The sequence below is a fragment of the Aeromonas sp. FDAARGOS 1404 genome, from assembly GCF_019047085.1.
GTDB classification, from domain to species: Bacteria; Pseudomonadota; Gammaproteobacteria; order Enterobacterales; family Aeromonadaceae; genus Aeromonas; species Aeromonas veronii.
Genome location: NZ_CP077237.1, coordinates 896,550 through 912,963, shown reverse-complemented (window position 1 = coordinate 912,963; position 16,414 = coordinate 896,550). Strand labels below are relative to the sequence as shown.

General features: G+C 59.1%; 23 protein-coding genes. 21 read left to right on the top strand and 2 right to left on the bottom strand.

Annotation, left to right across the window (positions count from 1 at the left end):
• Window positions 1-17 precede the first annotated feature (17 nt).
• From acrG to ascL, 21 genes are all read left to right on the top strand, one after another.
• Window positions 18-302 carry an LcrG family type III secretion system chaperone AcrG gene (gene acrG / locus I6L34_RS04040; RefSeq protein ID WP_005334559.1) on the top strand — a complete coding sequence of 95 codons (285 nt, stop codon included), beginning with the start codon at window positions 18-20 and terminating at the stop codon, window positions 300-302.
• A 9-nt stretch (window positions 303-311) separates the two neighbouring features.
• Entirely contained in the window at window positions 312-1,436 is a 1,125-nt protein-coding gene (locus tag I6L34_RS04035) for a virulence-associated V antigen (protein ID WP_216955809.1), read from the top strand.
• Between the two features lie 9 nt (window positions 1,437-1,445).
• Window positions 1,446-1,949 (top strand): SycD/LcrH family type III secretion system chaperone AcrH, encoded by a 504-nt coding sequence (gene acrH, locus I6L34_RS04030; RefSeq protein WP_017411833.1) that lies wholly within the window; start codon window positions 1,446-1,448, stop codon window positions 1,947-1,949.
• Window positions 1,930-3,102, top strand: a complete 1,173-nt coding sequence (gene aopB / locus I6L34_RS04025) for a type III secretion system translocon subunit AopB (RefSeq protein ID WP_201903825.1) — start codon at window positions 1,930-1,932, stop codon at window positions 3,100-3,102. Before acrH ends, aopB begins: the two co-directional genes overlap by 20 nt.
• A gap of 12 nt (window positions 3,103-3,114) precedes the next feature.
• On the top strand, window positions 3,115-4,011 hold the full coding sequence (aopD, locus tag I6L34_RS04020; RefSeq protein WP_216955806.1) for a type III secretion system translocon subunit AopD: 897 nt from the start codon (window positions 3,115-3,117) through the stop codon (window positions 4,009-4,011).
• Between the two features lie 134 nt (window positions 4,012-4,145).
• A complete protein-coding gene (locus I6L34_RS04015; RefSeq protein WP_021229946.1) occupies window positions 4,146-4,589 on the top strand; it encodes a type III secretion system chaperone in 444 nt (147 codons plus the stop codon).
• Window positions 4,590-4,591: 2 nt separating this feature from the next.
• Complete coding sequence (locus I6L34_RS04010; RefSeq protein ID WP_005334547.1) at window positions 4,592-4,825, top strand: T3SS regulon translocated regulator ExsE family protein; 234 nt, start codon at window positions 4,592-4,594, stop codon at window positions 4,823-4,825.
• On the top strand, window positions 4,822-5,223 hold the full coding sequence (locus I6L34_RS04005; RefSeq protein ID WP_058055788.1) for a YscW family type III secretion system pilotin: 402 nt from the start codon (window positions 4,822-4,824) through the stop codon (window positions 5,221-5,223). Before I6L34_RS04010 ends, I6L34_RS04005 begins: the two co-directional genes overlap by 4 nt.
• Window positions 5,224-5,567: 344 nt before the next feature.
• The gene (locus I6L34_RS04000; protein ID WP_019446814.1) at window positions 5,568-6,383 is read left to right on the top strand and encodes an AraC family transcriptional regulator; all 816 of its coding nucleotides are present in this window, start codon (window positions 5,568-5,570) and stop codon (window positions 6,381-6,383) included.
• Between the two features lie 119 nt (window positions 6,384-6,502).
• Window positions 6,503-7,318 (top strand): type III secretion system negative regulator ExsD, encoded by an 816-nt coding sequence (gene exsD, locus I6L34_RS03995; RefSeq protein ID WP_216955803.1) that lies wholly within the window; start codon window positions 6,503-6,505, stop codon window positions 7,316-7,318.
• Window positions 7,319-7,333: 15 nt separating this feature from the next.
• Complete coding sequence (gene ascB, locus I6L34_RS03990) at window positions 7,334-7,759, top strand: YscB family type III secretion system chaperone AscB (protein ID WP_088869515.1); 426 nt, start codon at window positions 7,334-7,336, stop codon at window positions 7,757-7,759.
• Window positions 7,732-9,585 (top strand): SctC family type III secretion system outer membrane ring subunit AscC, encoded by a 1,854-nt coding sequence (ascC, locus tag I6L34_RS03985; RefSeq protein ID WP_216955800.1) that lies wholly within the window; start codon window positions 7,732-7,734, stop codon window positions 9,583-9,585. The genes ascB and ascC overlap by 28 nt, the downstream gene beginning before the upstream one ends.
• Window positions 9,582-10,886 (top strand): SctD family type III secretion system inner membrane ring subunit AscD, encoded by a 1,305-nt coding sequence (ascD, locus tag I6L34_RS03980; protein ID WP_201913525.1) that lies wholly within the window; start codon window positions 9,582-9,584, stop codon window positions 10,884-10,886. Before ascC ends, ascD begins: the two co-directional genes overlap by 4 nt.
• Window positions 10,849-11,061: an EscE/YscE/SsaE family type III secretion system needle protein co-chaperone gene (locus I6L34_RS03975; RefSeq protein WP_005334536.1), complete on the top strand. Its 213-nt coding sequence runs from the start codon at window positions 10,849-10,851 to the stop codon at window positions 11,059-11,061. Before ascD ends, I6L34_RS03975 begins: the two co-directional genes overlap by 38 nt.
• The gene (gene ascF / locus I6L34_RS03970; RefSeq protein ID WP_021229954.1) at window positions 11,054-11,311 is read left to right on the top strand and encodes a type III secretion system needle filament protein AscF; all 258 of its coding nucleotides are present in this window, start codon (window positions 11,054-11,056) and stop codon (window positions 11,309-11,311) included. The genes I6L34_RS03975 and ascF overlap by 8 nt, the downstream gene beginning before the upstream one ends.
• Window positions 11,311-11,664 (top strand): YscG family type III secretion system chaperone, encoded by a 354-nt coding sequence (locus I6L34_RS03965; protein WP_216955797.1) that lies wholly within the window; start codon window positions 11,311-11,313, stop codon window positions 11,662-11,664. Before ascF ends, I6L34_RS03965 begins: the two co-directional genes overlap by 1 nt.
• Window positions 11,661-12,215 (top strand): YopR family T3SS polymerization control protein, encoded by a 555-nt coding sequence (locus tag I6L34_RS03960; RefSeq protein WP_040065222.1) that lies wholly within the window; start codon window positions 11,661-11,663, stop codon window positions 12,213-12,215. The genes I6L34_RS03965 and I6L34_RS03960 overlap by 4 nt, the downstream gene beginning before the upstream one ends.
• A complete protein-coding gene (ascI, locus tag I6L34_RS03955) occupies window positions 12,215-12,553 on the top strand; it encodes a SctI family type III secretion system inner rod subunit AscI (RefSeq protein ID WP_005320806.1) in 339 nt (112 codons plus the stop codon). The genes I6L34_RS03960 and ascI overlap by 1 nt, the downstream gene beginning before the upstream one ends.
• Window positions 12,554-12,559: 6 nt before the next feature.
• Window positions 12,560-13,300 (top strand): SctJ family type III secretion inner membrane ring lipoprotein AscJ, encoded by a 741-nt coding sequence (gene ascJ, locus I6L34_RS03950; protein WP_179831119.1) that lies wholly within the window; start codon window positions 12,560-12,562, stop codon window positions 13,298-13,300.
• Window positions 13,297-13,923: a SctK family type III secretion system sorting platform protein gene (locus I6L34_RS03945; protein ID WP_216955793.1), complete on the top strand. Its 627-nt coding sequence runs from the start codon at window positions 13,297-13,299 to the stop codon at window positions 13,921-13,923. The genes ascJ and I6L34_RS03945 overlap by 4 nt, the downstream gene beginning before the upstream one ends.
• Window positions 13,902-14,567 (top strand): SctL family type III secretion system stator protein AscL, encoded by a 666-nt coding sequence (gene ascL, locus I6L34_RS03940; protein ID WP_021229960.1) that lies wholly within the window; start codon window positions 13,902-13,904, stop codon window positions 14,565-14,567. The genes I6L34_RS03945 and ascL overlap by 22 nt, the downstream gene beginning before the upstream one ends.
• A 149-nt stretch (window positions 14,568-14,716) precedes the next feature.
• Here the strand turns inward: ascL and ruvC are convergent, their stop codons facing one another.
• Together ruvC and I6L34_RS03930 are read right to left on the bottom strand one after the other, a co-directional pair.
• Complete coding sequence (gene ruvC, locus I6L34_RS03935; protein WP_005334512.1) at window positions 14,717-15,238, bottom strand: crossover junction endodeoxyribonuclease RuvC; 522 nt, start codon at window positions 15,236-15,238, stop codon at window positions 14,717-14,719.
• 115 nt (window positions 15,239-15,353) lie between these two features.
• Entirely contained in the window at window positions 15,354-16,403 is a 1,050-nt protein-coding gene (locus tag I6L34_RS03930; RefSeq protein WP_139463771.1) for an efflux RND transporter periplasmic adaptor subunit, read from the bottom strand.
• Window positions 16,404-16,414 lie beyond the last annotated feature (11 nt).

Sequence of the window (16,414 nt, the reverse complement as noted above, 5' to 3'; positions counted from 1 at the left end):
ATAGAATAGGAGCCAAGATGAAACAACCACGTTTTGCCGACCATAGCGAGACCATCTCGCAGGCAGAGCAGGCCATTGCCGACAGCGATCATCGCAACGCTCTGTTGCAAGAGATGCTGGCTGGCCTCGCTCTCTCGGATCAGACCTGTCAGCTGCTATTCGATGCGCCGACCGAGCAAGTGGCCGTGGCCGAGCAGGAGTTGCTGGCTGAGATCCAGCGCAGACAGGCGTTACTGCCGGCACAGCCGGGAGAGGGCCGCAAGAGTCGCCGTCCCACCATGATGCGCGGACTGATGATTTAAGGAGTCGTGATGAGCACTATCCCTGACTACAACACCAACCCTGGTGCGTTCGTCGGCTGGCTTGATGGGCAAGCGCTGGACGCATTGCCGGGCCATAAAAACCCCAAGTTGACCGAACTGGTCGAGCTGCTCAAGGGCAAGATCACCATCAGTGCTGACTCATCGACTGCGCTGAGCAAGGAGCAGCTGGAGAAGTTGCTGGCTGCCTATCTGACGGATCCCGCCTCGATCAACGGGGGTTGGGCGATGGGCCAGTTCCAGGGGGGGCAAGATGCGGCCATTGCCGCCATCAAGGGAATGATCGAGCGGGGAGCAAAACAAACCCCGCCAGTCACCCACTGGACCGTCCCTGAATTTATGCTGCTCTCCCTCAGTGCGCTGACCATGGATCGCATCGATGACGATCTCATCACGACCTTTACCGGGGTGATGGCGTTTCAGGACAACCAGCGTAAAGGGCTGCGGGACGAGCTGGCAGAGATGACCGGTGAGCTGAAGATCTACGGGGTGATCCAGTCCGAGATCAACAAGGTGCTCTCTGCGGCATCCAGCCAGACCTTCAACACCGATTTCAATCTGATGGATTACAAGCTCTATGGCTATCAGTCTCAGGCCAAATTTATGGAAGGGGCCGAGTACAAACTGTTGTCAAAAATGTTTACTAATGAGCAAGTGAAAAAAGCACAACAAGATTTCAGCGAGGCTGAAAGTAATCTGAACGAGATAATCAAGAATCAGCAACGCCATAATGCGGGTATATCGACAGGTATCGACATAAACTTCGAGTCATATCGTTCTGAACTGCAGGCTGTGTACGACAGTAAAAAAGCCATTCTGGAGCAGGTCGTAGCCAAGCAGCGTATCACCGTTAAAGAGTTCCTGGAAAGTGACCAGAAGAAGAGCGGCGCGATGACAAATATCGAAGCCAGCTACAGCTATGACAAGGACAACAACAAGCTTGGTAACTTCTCCACCAGTGTGAGCGACCGTTCTCGCCCGCTCAACGATCAGGTCAGTGAAAAGACCACCCGCCTCAACGACGTCAGCTCGCGCTATAACGCCGCCATCGAGGCACTCAACCGTTTTATCCAGAAATACGACAGCATCATGCGCGACATTCTTGGCGCAATTTGAGGAGAGATCATGCAGACCGATACCACCCTGACCCCGGAATATGAAGCAGAGCTGGAAGCCTTTATGGCTGACGGTGGCACCCTGGCCATGCTGCAGGATATCTCGGGCGACACCCTGGAGCAGCTCTATGCCCTGGCCTTTGGCCAGTATCAGGCCGGCAAGTGGGAGGATGCTCACAAGATCTTCCAGGCCCTCTGCATGCTGGATCACTACGAGCCGCGTTATTTCCTCGGGCTGGGTGCCTGCCGTCAGGCGATGGGGGAATTTGAAACGGCGGTTCAAAGCTACAGCTTTGGCGCCATGCTCGACCTGAAAGATCCCCGTTTCCCGTTTCATGCTGCCGAGTGCCGGCTGCAACAAGGTGATTTGAACGGGGCCGAGAGTGGCTTCCACTCGGCCCGACTGCTGGCGGACACAGATCCCCAGCAGGCAGACCTGGCGGCAAGCGCCAAGGTTATGTTGGAAGCCATCGCAATCAGAAGGGATCTGCAAGATGAACCCGATCAGCAATGAAAGACAGGTTTCCCCGCTGGGAAACACAGGTGATGTTGCGGGCCTGGTGCCCGTAACCCAACCTCGCAGTGAAACACGGCTCGATGCCGCCACGGTGCAAGTCGCCGGTCAGGCCCGCAAGTCAGGGGTCTCGCTAAACGCACCACTGGCGGTAAGCAATAGCCAGGTCAGTGCGCAGCAACTTGGTGAAATCGGCAAGTTGGTGGCTTCGGTGAAAGAGAACACCCGCTTGATTCTGCCGCACACCACCGGGTTGGTGACCGCAGCCTTTACCTCGCCCGAAGCGTTCGAGATTGAGCTGGGCAAACTCACCAGCGATCTGGAGAAGACCCAGACCAAGCTGAAGCTTGATGATATCCGGCAAGCTCGCACGCTGAACGAGAAGAAGATCGGCGAGAACCAGGCGAAGATCAAAGAGGCAGAAGAGAGTGCCCAGGAGGCCAAGAAGGCCGGTATCTTTGGCAAGATTTTTGGCTGGATCAGTGCCATCGCCTCGCTGGTGATCGGTGCCATCATGGTGGCAACCGGGATTGGTGCTGCTGCCGGTGCCCTGATGATCGCAGCTGGCGTCGTTGGCGTGGTCAACATGGCTGTGCAGCAGGCTGCCGCTGATGGCCTTATCTCCAAGGAGGTGATGGAGAAGCTGGGGCCAGCCCTGATGGGGATAGAGATTGCGTTGGCAGTGATTTCGGCCGCAGTCAGTTTCGGCGCGACCATTGGCGGTGCGATTGCCAAACTGGGCGCCAAGATTGGTGGCAAGGTTGCGGATGTTACCGCCAAAATTGTTGCCAAGGCGGGTGAAGTGGCCGCCAAATTTGGTGCCAAAGCAACCGCTGAAGCGGTGAAAGTGACCGGTCAGGTGGCGAAAGTGGCCAAGATGGCCACCCAGGGTGCCGATATCCTCATTGATGTGAGCAGTGGCGTGGCCAAAACGGTCCAGTCGGCGAAAGAGTCCGAGTCGCTCGATGCTCAGGCTGATCTTGCCTTGAGCAAGAGCGAGATGACCGAGTTGCAAGGGGTCATCGACAAGCTCAAGGAGGCGATAGCCCAGATGATCGAGGCGTTCCAGCAGACCATGGAGATGATCTTCCAGATGATCAATGCCAAGGGCGACATGATGAACAACCTGGCCCGCAGACCTGCCGCTATCTAAGGAGTACCGACCATGATTAACAGTGATTATGCAAATGGCGTAACCCGTACCGCCCCGCTGACCGAGGTGCAGGCCGGTGAGCCGCAGCAGGCTCGCAGTGCGACCACTGCCCATGAGGCCGCCCCTTCGACTCGTTCGCAAGGGGCAGAGAACAAGAGCGTTCCAACTCTGCCACGCCCCTCCATCCCCTTCGATACCAAAGGGGTGACCCAGATGGTTGCGCAGCTGGACAGTGCGATGGATATGATGTCCTTGCTGTTCAAACTGGCCCGTCAGGCCCGTGAGGAGGGGTTACAGGTTCGGGATATCGAGAACAAGCTGGTCATCAGCAACCAGCAGGCACAGGTTGACGAGATGCGCCACGGCGCCAAGCTGATGATCGCCATGGCGGTGGTCTCCGGCGTGATGGCGGGGTTCTCTGCCATTATGGGCGGGATCAGCCTGGGCAAGGGCGCCAAGACTATCAAGCAGCAACAATCCCTTGATGGCAAGATTGCCGGTCGCGAGGCCTTGATTGATGCCAAGGTTGATAGCTTGAGCAAGCAGGGCCAACAGGTTGACCGCGCTGATGTGGGCAAAGTCTGGAAACAGGATCAAGTTGCAGACAGTAACGCGAGCCGGTTGTTGGACAAGAAATTTGCTCGCACTTCCGAACGGGGTCAGGTGTTCAACACCGTAACCCAGTCTGTGGGGCAAATGAGCAACTCTGCGGTGCAGGTGGCGCAGGGTGACAGCCAGGCCAATGCGAAAGAAGACGAGGTCGAGGCGACCATCAGTCAGAGCGAGAAGCAGAAGGCCGAGGACAATATGTCCTTCAATGCCAACTTTATGAAAGATCTGCTGCAACTGATGCAGCAGTATTCCCAGAGCCAGAATCAGGCCTGGAAAGCGGCATTCGGCGTTGCATAAACGTCATGGCAATCAAGGCGCCCACTGGGGCGCCTTTTTGTTTTCCGGCCATTTTTCTTAAAAGTGGCGCCCTTGAGTGACAGCCAGTATGGCGGTGGCAGGCTAACATGCCTTCCTCTCTGCTGGAGGAAATCATGGATGTAACTGTCATCATCAATCGACTGCTCGCTGAATTTGCCACCAAATATGGTTTGCCATCCCTGGCTCTGAATCAGGAGGGGGTTGCGGCGCTCTGCTTTGACGAGCAGTTGCAACTCAGCCTGATCCTGGTGCCGGAGCGGGATCAGCTGGTGTTGCAGGCCGACGTGGCCGAGCTGCATCAGGTGGGCGAGGGGATTTTCCGTCAATTGGCCAGCTTCAATCGTCACTGGTATCAGTTCAATCTTCACTTCGGCTTCGATGAAGAGAGTCTGACGGTGCAACTCTATCGCCAGATGGCGGCAAGTCGGTTGACCCTGGCGTACCTTGAAGAGAGTCTCGCCAGCATGCTGGAGCATGCCGAGTTCTGGCAGGAGTTGCTGCAACCCGGTACGCGGGAGGCAGGCAGCAGTGATCAGGTGATGGGAGTGCGGGTATAACCATGAAGATTCAGGAATCACAAGGTGCGCTGGCCCTGCATGGGGCAGAGGCGGGCAAGGTAGGGGCATTTGCAGGCAGAACCGTGAGTGCCCGGTCAGCCAGTGCGAGCCAGGTTCCCCTGTCGGCACTGCTGCGACGCTCCATTACCCTCAATCAGGTCCAGGAGCTGGCGTTGCAGCGACTGCAGCAGGGCGAGCACACCCCGCTGAGTGAACGGCGGATCCGGGTGCTATGAGAGGTTTGCTGCTACTGATGCTGTTGGCCATGCTGGCCGGTTGTGTCACCACCCCGGAGCTGAAGCCATCGCAACAGCAACTCAAGGGCGAGGTGCACTTCCCGCAAGCCTTGCCACGTCCGGCGACGGTGGAGGTGGCGGTGCTCAGCGTGATCGGGGGGCGTCCGTTGCAAGTGGCAGCCACCCGTTATGAGGTGACCATGCTGCCATTGCTGTTTGATCTGCGTTTGACCCCTCTGCAACTGGCGGAAGGGGAGATCTATCTGCGTGCCCGCTTGCGATTTATGGATGGTACCGCGGTACAGGCTATGAGTCAGCAGAAAGTTTTTAAGATTTTTAATGACAAAAAAATGGTTATTCAATTGCAGCCAAAAGCTTGTTATCCACAATGTCAGTAATGATTGTGTTTAAATAAAAAGCCTCAAATCAATCGTTTATTAATTTGTCAGTTAAGATTGAAGGTTTCTTTTTGTAACGAAGTATCTTTTGCTGTAAGCACACCATTAAGTATGAGTCGTCGCAATGGATAAATAGTGTGTTAGCTCTAATTTTAGGCTGGTTTTTCTGCTTGTGACTGTTGTAGGATCCCCCCTCATTTCAATGGTGATTAATTTTTTAATTCACCAGCGAATGACTTGATTACAAAATAATAAATAAAAATAACAGCAATAATAAAGCACCCGAGAGCGACCCGCTTCCGGAGGTGTTACTGGTACTACACGCAGATTCAGGAAAATAAAACATGAAGGGCATTACTACCACAGAGAAGGGCGATATGGCCCTGCTCCAGTGGTGCATGTCTGCTTTTAACGTTATCGAACATCCGCAAGAGGGAATTTATATTCTCCTGGAAGGATCGATGAAGTGGCAGGACTGTACCGATACCTATGAATTATCCCCCAACGAACTTCTGTTCGTGCGCCGTGGCAACTACGCGGTCTGTACCGGTGACGGCCCCTGCCGCCTGCTTTGGCTACCTCTGTCAAACTCCTTTTTGCAAGGCTTCTTGCAACGTTTTGGTTCACTGTTGAGTGAAGTCCCCCGGCTGGAGGGGATGGCCCCCACGCTGTTGCCGTTTCACTCATCCCCCTTGCTGACCCAATGTATTCAGGGACTGCGCGGGTTGACCGAACATGAACATCCCCCCGCACTGGCCCAATTACGCACCGAAGAGTTGCTGTTTCTGCTCGCGTTTGGCGAACAGGGGCCTCAACTGATGTCTATTTTGCGCCAGCTGAGCAATCGCCAGGTCGAGCGGTTGCAACAGTTTATGGAAAAGCACTATCTGATGGAGTGGAAGCTCAGCGAATTCGCCAAAGAGTTCGGTATGGGATTGACCACTTTCAAGGAGCTGTTTGGCTCGATATATGGTGTTTCTCCACGCGCCTGGATCAGTGAAAGGCGGATCCTTTTCGCTCATCAGTTATTACTCAATAGTGAAATGAGCATTGTCGATATTGCGATGGAGGCCGGTTTCTCCAGCCAATCCTATTTTACCCAGAGTTATCGTCGTCGTTTTGGCTGTACGCCAAGCCGTGCCCGACACGGCACAGATTAACGCCGGACTAAAATAATCTGACGTTTTTTATAAGCCGCGGAGCGAGGCAATGGATAGAATAGCCAGCATATCGAAACATCATTCCATTATTGCCCGCAGCATGATGAGCAAGGCATAGCATGAGTCAGCAAGATCACCATTCACCTAACCAGGGCCTGTTTGCAGGTCGTCGGGTTACCGTTGTCCAGCCAGATACCTTGAGTCGGGATCGTCTGGTCGGCCAGCTGTCCGTGCTCCGTTATCAGGATGCCGGCGTGATCACCTCGCAGCAGATGGCCCTGTTGCAACGACTGTTGCCCAGAACCCGACTGGAGAGCCTGTTGGGCTCCATCTGGTTTCAGCGCCGTCTCGATGCCGCGCTGGCCGTCTCGCGTGAGGAGCTGCAACAGATCTTGCGTCTGGCAGGCAGCGAGCGTTGTGACTGGATGCAGCAGCTGGGGGACCGCATCAATCTGGCGGATCGTCCCTTGCTGTGGCACTGGGTGCTCTATCCCTTGCACCGCTGGTGGGTTCAGCGTCTTGAACCACTTTACGGCGCCTGGCTTAACGAACTGGAGCAGTTGCAGGTGATGCGCCGCCAGCTCAATGCCCAGGCCGTGTTCTGGCAGACCGTGGTCGATGTACCGGCGGATCTGGAGAGCCGGATCGCCGATCAGCTTGAGCAGTTGAACCAGCGCGAGCAGGAGCTCATCCGACTGCAGAGTGATTGTGAGACACGTCTCCAGCTGGCCTGGCCTGCCTGGTATGCGCAAACGAGCAAGGAGGGGGACCCGGTTCACCTGATGCCGGTACCGCTCGAGCTTGGCACATTCTGGCATGCCCTGCAGGCTCTGCCCCATCAGGACGAGGCAGCCCTAACCCTGCATGAGTGGCTGGCCGGCCGGGGCATTGCCTTGGGTCAGGATCACTTCTACTGGCAGCCTCCTGCGCCCTAGATAGCCCGAGGAACTATGCAAACGCTACTGAATCGATTGGCCGCAAACCTTGGCCAAGGGCCTTTTATTGCCGACGCACAGGGAAAGTACCATCTGCGGATCGATGGTTATCCCCTTTTTCTGACCCCCAGAAACGGTGAGTTGCTGCTGAGTACCCCGCTTGCAAGCAGCCAGAGGAATGATGCTGAGGCCCATGATCCGGCGCTGCTAAAGCGTCTGTTGCAACAGGTGGTGGCCTGGGGGCGTCATGCCCCCCATGCCCTGGTGCTGGATGAGCTTGGCAATCTGCAGCTGGAGGCGCGGCTCGCGCTGGAGTGGCTCGATGAGGCGCTGCTGGCGGAGCGCCTGAGCCAGCACATCGCCCTGCTGGAGCGCTTGGAACCCCAATTGACCGAGGCCGCCTTGGCCCCCCAATGGAGACAGATGATATGGCACCCTTGAGTGTGCAACCCCTGCTGCGTCCCCTGTTGTGGATCTGCCTCGCCGTGATGGCGTGGCAGCGTCCCGCCATGGCACAGGAGCTGGACTGGGTGCCCATGCCTTACAGCTATGTGGCGGAAGGGGAGAGTCTGCGCGACGTCCTGGTCAACTTCGGTGCCAACTACGAGGTCTCCGTGGTGGTCAGCGACAAGGTCAACGATCAGGTCAACGGTCAGTTTGAACATGACGAGCCGCTCGCCTTTTTGCAGCAGCTCTCCTCCCTCTACAACCTGGTCTGGTACTACGACGGTAATGTGCTCTACGTCTTCAAGAACAGCGAAGTGCAGTCCCGTCTCATCAATCTTGAGCAGACTGGCGCAGCAGAACTCAAACAGGCGCTGCAACGAGCCGGGATCTGGGAGCCCCGCTTCGGCTGGCGCCCCGATGCGGATAACCGGTTGGTCTATGTCTCCGGCCCGCCCCGTTACCTTGAACTGATCGAGCAGACCGCGCTGGCACTGGAGCAACAGTCCCAGCTGCGCAGCGAGAAGACCGGGCCGCTGGCCATCGAGATCTTCCCCCTCAAGTATGCCTCGGCGACTGACCGCTCCATCCAGTACCGCGATACCGATGTGGCGGCGCCCGGTGTGGCGACCATTCTGGCCAAGCTGTTGAGCGATGCTGGCGTGCAGATGGTCAACGGCGAGGGTAGCAAGGCAGCAACGGCCACCTCCGGTCAGGCCATCGTGCAAGCCGATCCTTCCCTCAATGCGGTGATCGTGCGCGATGCTCCGGAGCGGATGGCGATGTACGACAAGTTGATCGCCGCGCTCGACAAACCGGCGGCCCGTATCGAGGTGGCGCTCTCCATCATCGATATCAATGCCGAGGATCTCTCCCAGTTGGGGGTGGATTGGCGAGTGGGGATCCGTACCGGTTCCAACCAGCAGGTGATCATCAAGACCACCGGCGATCGCAAAGGAATTGAAGGGGGCGCTGCGCTCGGCAGTCTGGTGGACTCCAAGGGACTCGACTATCTGCTGGCCCGGGTCAACTTGCTGGAAAACGAAGGCAATGCCCAGGTGGTCTCCCGCCCGACCTTGCTGACCCAGGAGAACACCCAGGCGGTGATCGACCACAGCGAAACCTATTACGTGAAGATCAGCGGTGAGCGGGTGGCCGAGCTGCAGGGGATCACTTACGGCACCATGCTGCGAATGACGCCCCGAGTGATCCAGATGGGTGACAGACCCGAGATCAGCCTGAGCCTCCACATCGAGGATGGCAACCAGAAACCCAACAGTGCGGGGGCCGATGGCATTCCCACCATCAGTCGCACCGTGGTCGATACCATCGCCCGGGTCGGCCACGGCCAGAGTCTGCTGATTGGCGGTATCTACCGCGACGAGATGAGCGAGAACCTGAGCAAGGTGCCCTTCCTTGGTGACATCCCTTATCTGGGGGCGCTGTTCCGTAGCAAGGACACCCAGACTCGTCGTTCGGTGCGGCTATTTATCATCGAGCCTCGTCTGATTGATGACGGTATTGCCCACTATCTGGCGCTGGGCAATGGTCAGGATTTGCGAGCCGGGGTGCTCGGGGCTGATGAGATCTCCAATCAGAGTCTCTCCCTTGGCAAGGTGCTGGGGGGCGCGCAATGCCAGCCGCTGGCTGCAGCCCGTGATGTGCAGCAACTGCTGCGTCAGGGGGGCAAGAGCTCGTCTCTCACTCAGTGCCGGATGGGCAATGAGCTGGGGTGGCGTCTGGTCGAAATGAACAAGGATCAAAAATGTACACCGGCCGCCAGCTGGTGTGTGCAGGCGGGCAATGAGGGCGCTACCCGATGAGCTGGAAGTGCCGCGTATATCGCGGGCTCAACCGCGGGGTAGAAGTTCCTCTGCCGGAGGGGCGTCTGGTCATCGGTTCCGATCCCCTCAAGGCTGATCTGGTGCTGGTGGATGAGGGGATGGCCCCCGAGCATCTGGTACTGCTGGTGAATGGGGAAGGGATCACTCTGCAAGCCTGGGCGGACGGTATTACCCCGACTCAGGACGGTGTCGCCCTGACCGCGGGAGAGACGCTCAGGGCGGGAACGCGACTGGAGGCAGGCCCGCTGCTCTGGAGCTTCTGTGACAACAGTCGTTCGCTACCCGAACAGCTTGAGGCTCTGGCGGCGGTGGTTGCTCCTTCTCGTGCGCCGCGGCGGCGGACAGCGGGCGCCGATGTCTGGATGGGGGTCCTCTGCCTGAGTCTGGTGGTCGCCGTGGTCTTGCTGCTCGGCACGGGCTGGTGGCATGGCGCCGACGAGAACGAATCCGCCCGCAGTGAGCAGGCATTGAAGCGCTTTCTGGCCGCACCAAACTACCGTCAGGTGGTGCTGAACAGTAGTGACCCCGAGCTGTGGCAGCTCTCGGGTTATGTCGATGAGAACAGCGCGCGTCTTGCTTTGCAGCAGTACCTCGACAGCAAAGGTTTCAGCTACCGGCTGGAGCTGCGCACCATGGAAGATCTGCGGCAGGGTGCCGGCTTTATCTTGCAGAAGCTGGGTTATGAACAGCTGCAGATCCGCAATGGCAAGGAGCCCGGCTGGCTCAAGCTCAGCGGTGAAATTCAGGGGCAGGATGGCAAATGGAGCACCATTGAATCTCTGCTCAAGCAGGAGGTCCCCGGCCTGCTGGGGGTTGAGAATCAGGTACAGATTGCCGGGGCTTATCGCAAGCGCCTCGATGCCTTGCTGCAGGAGCAGGGTCTGGCTGGGACATTGCGGGTGCGCGAGGCGGGTGGGCGACTCGAACTCTCCGGCCAGCTGGATGAGCGTCAGCTCAGCCAGTTTCAGCAGGTCAACCAGCAGTTTCGCCGCGAGTTCGGTACACACCCGACGCTGGAGCTGATCAACCAGACCAGAACGCCGCGTCAGGATGAGCTGGAGTTCGACGTGCGCAGCGTCTCGTTTGGCCGGGTGCCTTATGTGGTACTGGCAGACAACCAGCGCTATCCGGTTGGGGGCGCAACCTCCAGCGGGGTGCGGGTGCTGGCCATTCGCCCCGATGCGGTGGTGGTGAGCAAGGGCAAGCAGCAATACATCGTCAAATTAAAAGGAGCCGAGCGGCATGATGACCAGTTTGGAAGCGCGACTGTCCGGCGCTGATCCCGCCTTTGCCCGTGAGCTGCATGAGCAGCTTGTTCAGGCTCAGGGTGAAGTGAAACGGCAACTGCTGCGCGGGGGAACCCCGCAACAGTATCGGGAGTGGCAACAACAGGCCGACGCCATCGAGGCGGGGCTCACGATCATTGGCAAGATAAAGGAGCACAACCATGGCTGATTACTTTACCTATACGGACAAGAACAGTAACACCCTCGATCAAGTGGCAGAAAACCTTTCTGGTCAGGCCAACACCGCCAACACCGAGGTCAACAAGGCCATTGAGGCGATGAAAACCAATCCGGACAACCCGGCGTTGCTGGCCGAGCTGCAGCACAAGATCAACAAATGGTCGGTGATCTACAACATCAACTCCACCGTGACTCGGGCCATGAAAGACCTGATGCAGGGTATTTTGCAGAAGATTTGATGATGAACCCTGAACTCAAGCGACAACTGGCCGAACTTGCGCTGGCTGGCACCGGCCACCATTGCCATCAGGAGGCAGCTACTATTGCCGACTGGCTGGCGGGTGCGCCGGAGATGACCGAGTGTGTAACGCTCATTCGCCTCTCCTCCCTGATGAACCGGGGGGATTACCAGGCCGCTTTGCAGCTTGGTGGCGAGCACTGCACACCGGATATCGAACCCTGGCTGGCCCTGTGCGAGTGGCGGCTTGGTCGGCAGGAGGCGCTGGCTGCACGGTTGCTGCGACTGGAACAGAGCGGTCAGCCAGCCTTGCAACAGTTTGCCGCAGGCCTGCGCGAGCAGATGACCTCATGAAAATTGAAGGCAGCGATCAGCTTGGGGGAGAGCAGCCGTTGCGTCAGCCACCCCCGCCCGAATCCATGGCCCAACGCCAGTTCGAGCGACTGCTGGCCAAGACCCCCGAGCCGGATCTGTTCGAACGCTGGCAACAGGGGACACCCCTTGAGGGTTTGCTGGCCGGTGTAACACCAGCCGCCAAGCGTGAACTGCTCTGGCAGATCTACCAACAGGGCGACAAACCGGCGCCGGAGATTGGCAAGCAATTGTTTGCCCCGGTCACCGACAAGCTGATCGCGCGTTTTGGCGAGCGTCAGTCGCCGGTGGTGGATGCCATCGATCTGCCGGAGCTGCGAGCCACCATGCGGGAGTTTGACCCCCTTGCGTCGCGGCGGGAGAAGGTGTTGCTGAACTTGTTGAGCGAGCTCAGGGACGGGCAGGGCGCCGTGCCTGCGGGGCATCAATTTCTCGATGCACTGGCCCGGCGCGAGCTGATGACCCTGATCCCGCTCAACGGCATGGTAGACAATCTGATGCGCAATTCGCACAAACTTGATCTGGAGGCGTGATGGAAATTGCACAGTCTGCCCAGGCGGTGGTAACCAGCCTGGATGAGTTGAAAGCGGTGGATCTCTCCTCGCCCCATGTCGCCAGTTTTGAACAGGCGATGGGGAGCACATCCCAGGGGATGGGGAGCTCTCTGCTCGGGGAGCTGGGGGAGTTGAAGCAGCAGTTTGTCGAGGCCAAGCAGAGCCTGCAAGCCGAGCTGGCCACCCCGGGGGATGATCCCAACAGCCTGATGCAGATGCAGTGGTCGCTGATGCGGATCACCATGCAGGAGGAGCTGATTGCCAAGACAGTGGGCAAGATGAGCCAGAACGTAGAAACCCTGTTGAAGACCCAGTGAGGTAGTGTGAAGAGATCGATGCTGATGGGGGTGCTTGGCGCCTCGTTGCTGCTCAGTGGCTGCAAAGTGGAGCTCTATACCGGGGTCACTCAGAAAGAGGGCAACGAGATGCTGGCGTTGCTGCAAACCGAGGGGATCGCCTCGGACAAGCAGCCGGACAAGGATGGCCGCATCAAGCTGCTGGTGGAGGAGTCCGACGTGGCGCAGGCCATCGAGACCCTCAAACGCAAGGGCTATCCAAAAGAGAGCTTCTCCACTCTGCAGGATGTGTTTCCCAAGGATGGCCTCATCTCCTCGCCCACCGAGGAGCGGGCTCGCCTCACCTATGCCAAGGCGCAGGAGATCTCCAACACTCTGTCGGAAATAGACGGCGTGCTGGTGGCTCGTGTCCATGTGGTGCTGCCGGAAGGCAATGAAGGGATCAGCAAGAAACCCTCTCCCGCCTCGGCCTCGGTCTTTATCAAGCATGCGGCGGATATCCAGCTCGATACCTACATTCCGCAGATCAAGCAGTTAGTCAACAACAGTATCGAGGGGCTCGCCTACGACCGGATCAGCGTGGTGCTGGTGCCCTCGGCGGATGTGCGCCAGAGCCCGCTGATGCCGCGCAATACCTCGCTCTTCTCCATTGAAGTGAGCGAAGGTTCAAAGTGGCGGCTGGGCGGCCTGATTGCCCTGTTGCTGGCGCTGGTGGTGACCAGCAACCTGGCGCAATACATGTGGCACCGGAGCCGGAGTCGCGGATGACGGTCGGTTTGACCCCCTATCAGCTGCGCTTTTGCCCGGCCAGTTACCTCCATGAGGCGCACCTGCCCTCATCCTGGGCGCAGGTGCCCAAACTCCTGCCCGAGTGGCGAACACTGCCAGCCAGTAACGGCGCTCTGCTCGAGGCGCTGGCGCTGGGGATTGGTTATGAGATGCCAGTGCCTCTGGGTGGATTGGCGCTCTTTCCCCAAAGTGAGTTGGTGCTGTTGTTGCGCCGTTTGGGGGCCGTGCTGCACGGCGAGGCGATCCGTCGCTGTCTGCTGGCACCGATGCTGCGCCAGATCATCGCCTTGCTGGGGGAGGAGGGGCACAGAGCTGTACTTTCCCAGCTCGACCTGTTGATCGGCCCCTGGCCCGCTGGCTGGCAGCTGCCTCTGCCCGCTCAGCTCGATGAGGGGGTGCTGGAAGAGGCGGGCTTGCAGTTCTGGCTGGCGGCGGCCGGGGCAGGCTACCCCGACTGGGCTCGCCGTCTCACCCTGCGACTTTCCCCAGCGCCACCCGGGCCATCATGGCCTTTGGCGGCTGACCAGCTGCCACTGGCCCGGGCGCTTTGTCTCAAGATTGCCAAACAGGTAACTCCCCAATGCTGCCATTTGTTGAAATAAAGAGTAACCATCTGCAACTGGCGCCAAGCCAGCGTATTTTGCGTAGCCAGGATTACCTCTCCTACCTGAGCGCACAGGAGTTGGTAGAGGCCGCTCGTGCCCAGGCGGCCGATATCGTGGCCGAGGCCCGCGCCGTCTATGAAGAGCAGAAGAGCCTTGGCTGGCAAGCCGGGATTGACGAGGCCCGGCGCGAACAGGCAGTGCTGATCCACCAGACCCAGTTGCAGTGCCAGGGGTACTATCGCACCGTGGAGCAGCAGATGAGCGAGGTGGTGCTGCAGGCGGTGCGCAAGATCCTGCACGATTACGATCAGGTGGCGCTCACCCTCAAGGTGGTGCGCGAGGCGCTCTCGCTGGTGAGCAACCAGAAGCAGGTGACGATACGGGTTCATCCCGAGCAGGTGCAGGCGGTGCGCGACCAGATTGCCCGGGTGCACAAGGATTTCCCCGAAATCGGTTATCTCGAGATCTCCGCCGATGCCCGCCTCGATCAGGGGGGTTGCATCCTCGAGACCGAGGTGGGGATCATCGATGCCAGCCTCGACGGCCAGCTGGAGGCGCTCTCCCTCGCCATGAGCTCGGCGCTGGAAAAGCGTGGTGAACAGCAGGCCCGACTCGCCGGGGCGAATGCCGCGGTTGAATAAGGCGGCTGAATATATGGTCGGCTACGTGAGAGAACATTCATCTGACAAGTCCCGCCGGTTGTTACCTGCCCAAAACAAAACCGCCCCGGAGATCCGGGGCGGTTTTTTTATTTAGCGATACCGAGATGAGTCGTGGACGACATAAGGGCTCAGCGATAGCGGCCACGTACCGAGCTGCTGGCGCGGCCGGCCATCTTGATCAGGCTCTGGCGGGTATGCAGGTGGCAGAGCGCGACGCCGAGGGCATCTGCTGCATCCGCCTGCGGGGTGGCGGAGAGTTTCAGCAGATGGGTCACCATATGCTGCACCTGCTCCTTGGCTGCGCCGCCGGTGCCCACCACTGCTTGCTTGATCTGGGTGGCGGAGTATTCGCTCACCGGCAGATAGGCGTTGACCGCGGCGACGATGGCGCTGCCCCGGGCCTGCCCCAGTTTCAGGGCCGAGTCGGCGTTGCGGGCCATAAAAACCCGCTCGATGGCAAACTCGGTGGGCTTGAACTGGGTGATGATCTCGCATACCCCGTCATAGACCTGCTTGAGGCGCTCCGGTAGCTCGCCGCAATCGGTGCGGATGCAGCCAGAGCCCAAGTATTCGGCCTTGCCGCCCACGACCCGGATAACCCCGTATCCGGTGATCCGCGAACCCGGATCGATGCCCAAAATAATGCTCATGGGTGTTGATTGCTCTAAACGCGAGTGATGGCCGCCAAGATAGCAAACTGTGGCCCGTTTGGCTGTATGTCCCGGGTCAAGCGGGCAAAGATTGGCCAGCCTGCGTCGGGCGTGGTTAGCCCTTGAACAGCGCTATGGTGTCGCCATCCTGCAGGCTGCCCGCGCCACGCACCACCACCCGGTCCCCCTGCTTGAGGGCGCCGCTCACCGCCACCTGCTGGCTGTCGCCAAACAGCACGGTGACCGGCACCCGATTCACCTTGAGCGCCTTGCCGCTTCTCGCCACCTGATAGACCACGCTGCCATCGGTGCCGAGCACCAGGGCATCTCGGGGCAGCAGCATGCTCTGCTGATCCCCCAGTGGCAGGGCAACCCGTACCGGCGAGCCGATGATGAAGTTGCCTGCTTCCGGTTTGAGGCGCAGCTCGATGAGGCGCGACTTGGGATCGGCGCTGGCGGCTCGCTGGTAATAGACGCCGTGACCGCTCAGCTGCTCCCCCTCCACCCGAAGCCGGGTTTGTGGCGCCAGCTGCTGTGCCCAGAGAATGGGGGCCTGCAGGCGGATATCCGGCTGATCCGGGTTGACCAGCTCCAGCGCCTGCTCGCCCGCGTCCACATGCTCGCCGGGCTGGATGAAGTGGTTGTTCACCACCCCGTCGAACGGGGCATAGATGTGGCTGCGGCGCAGCTGTTCCTCAATCTGGTTCACCTGTATGGCGGCCAGCCGCTCGGCCAGCGCGGCCTGCTCCACATCGTAGCTGGCCTTGTCGTACTGGCTCTGGGAGGCGCTCTTTTGCTGGTGCAGTCGGGTGATCCGTTGGGATTCGGCGCGGGCGAAGCGCAGGTTGCTCTGCCATTTCGCCTGCTCGGCGCGAGCCTGCTCCAGCGAGAGGCGCAGCGCCGCACTGTCGAGGCGCAGCAGCTCGTCCCCTTTTTTGACCCGGCTGCCAAATTCGGCGATCCACTCCACCCGGCCGCTCACTTCGGCGCTGAGCGCCGCTTGCTGGCGACTCGCCACCGTGCCGCTGACCCAGATATTGGCGGCCGCATCCCCTTGGGTCACATCCGCCAGGGTCACCATCTTGCCCTGATCGGCCAATACCGGTAGTGCACTGCCTGCAATCAGCACAGCGCCAGCCAACATTCGGGTAATCATATGTGTCATCAATGAGCTCC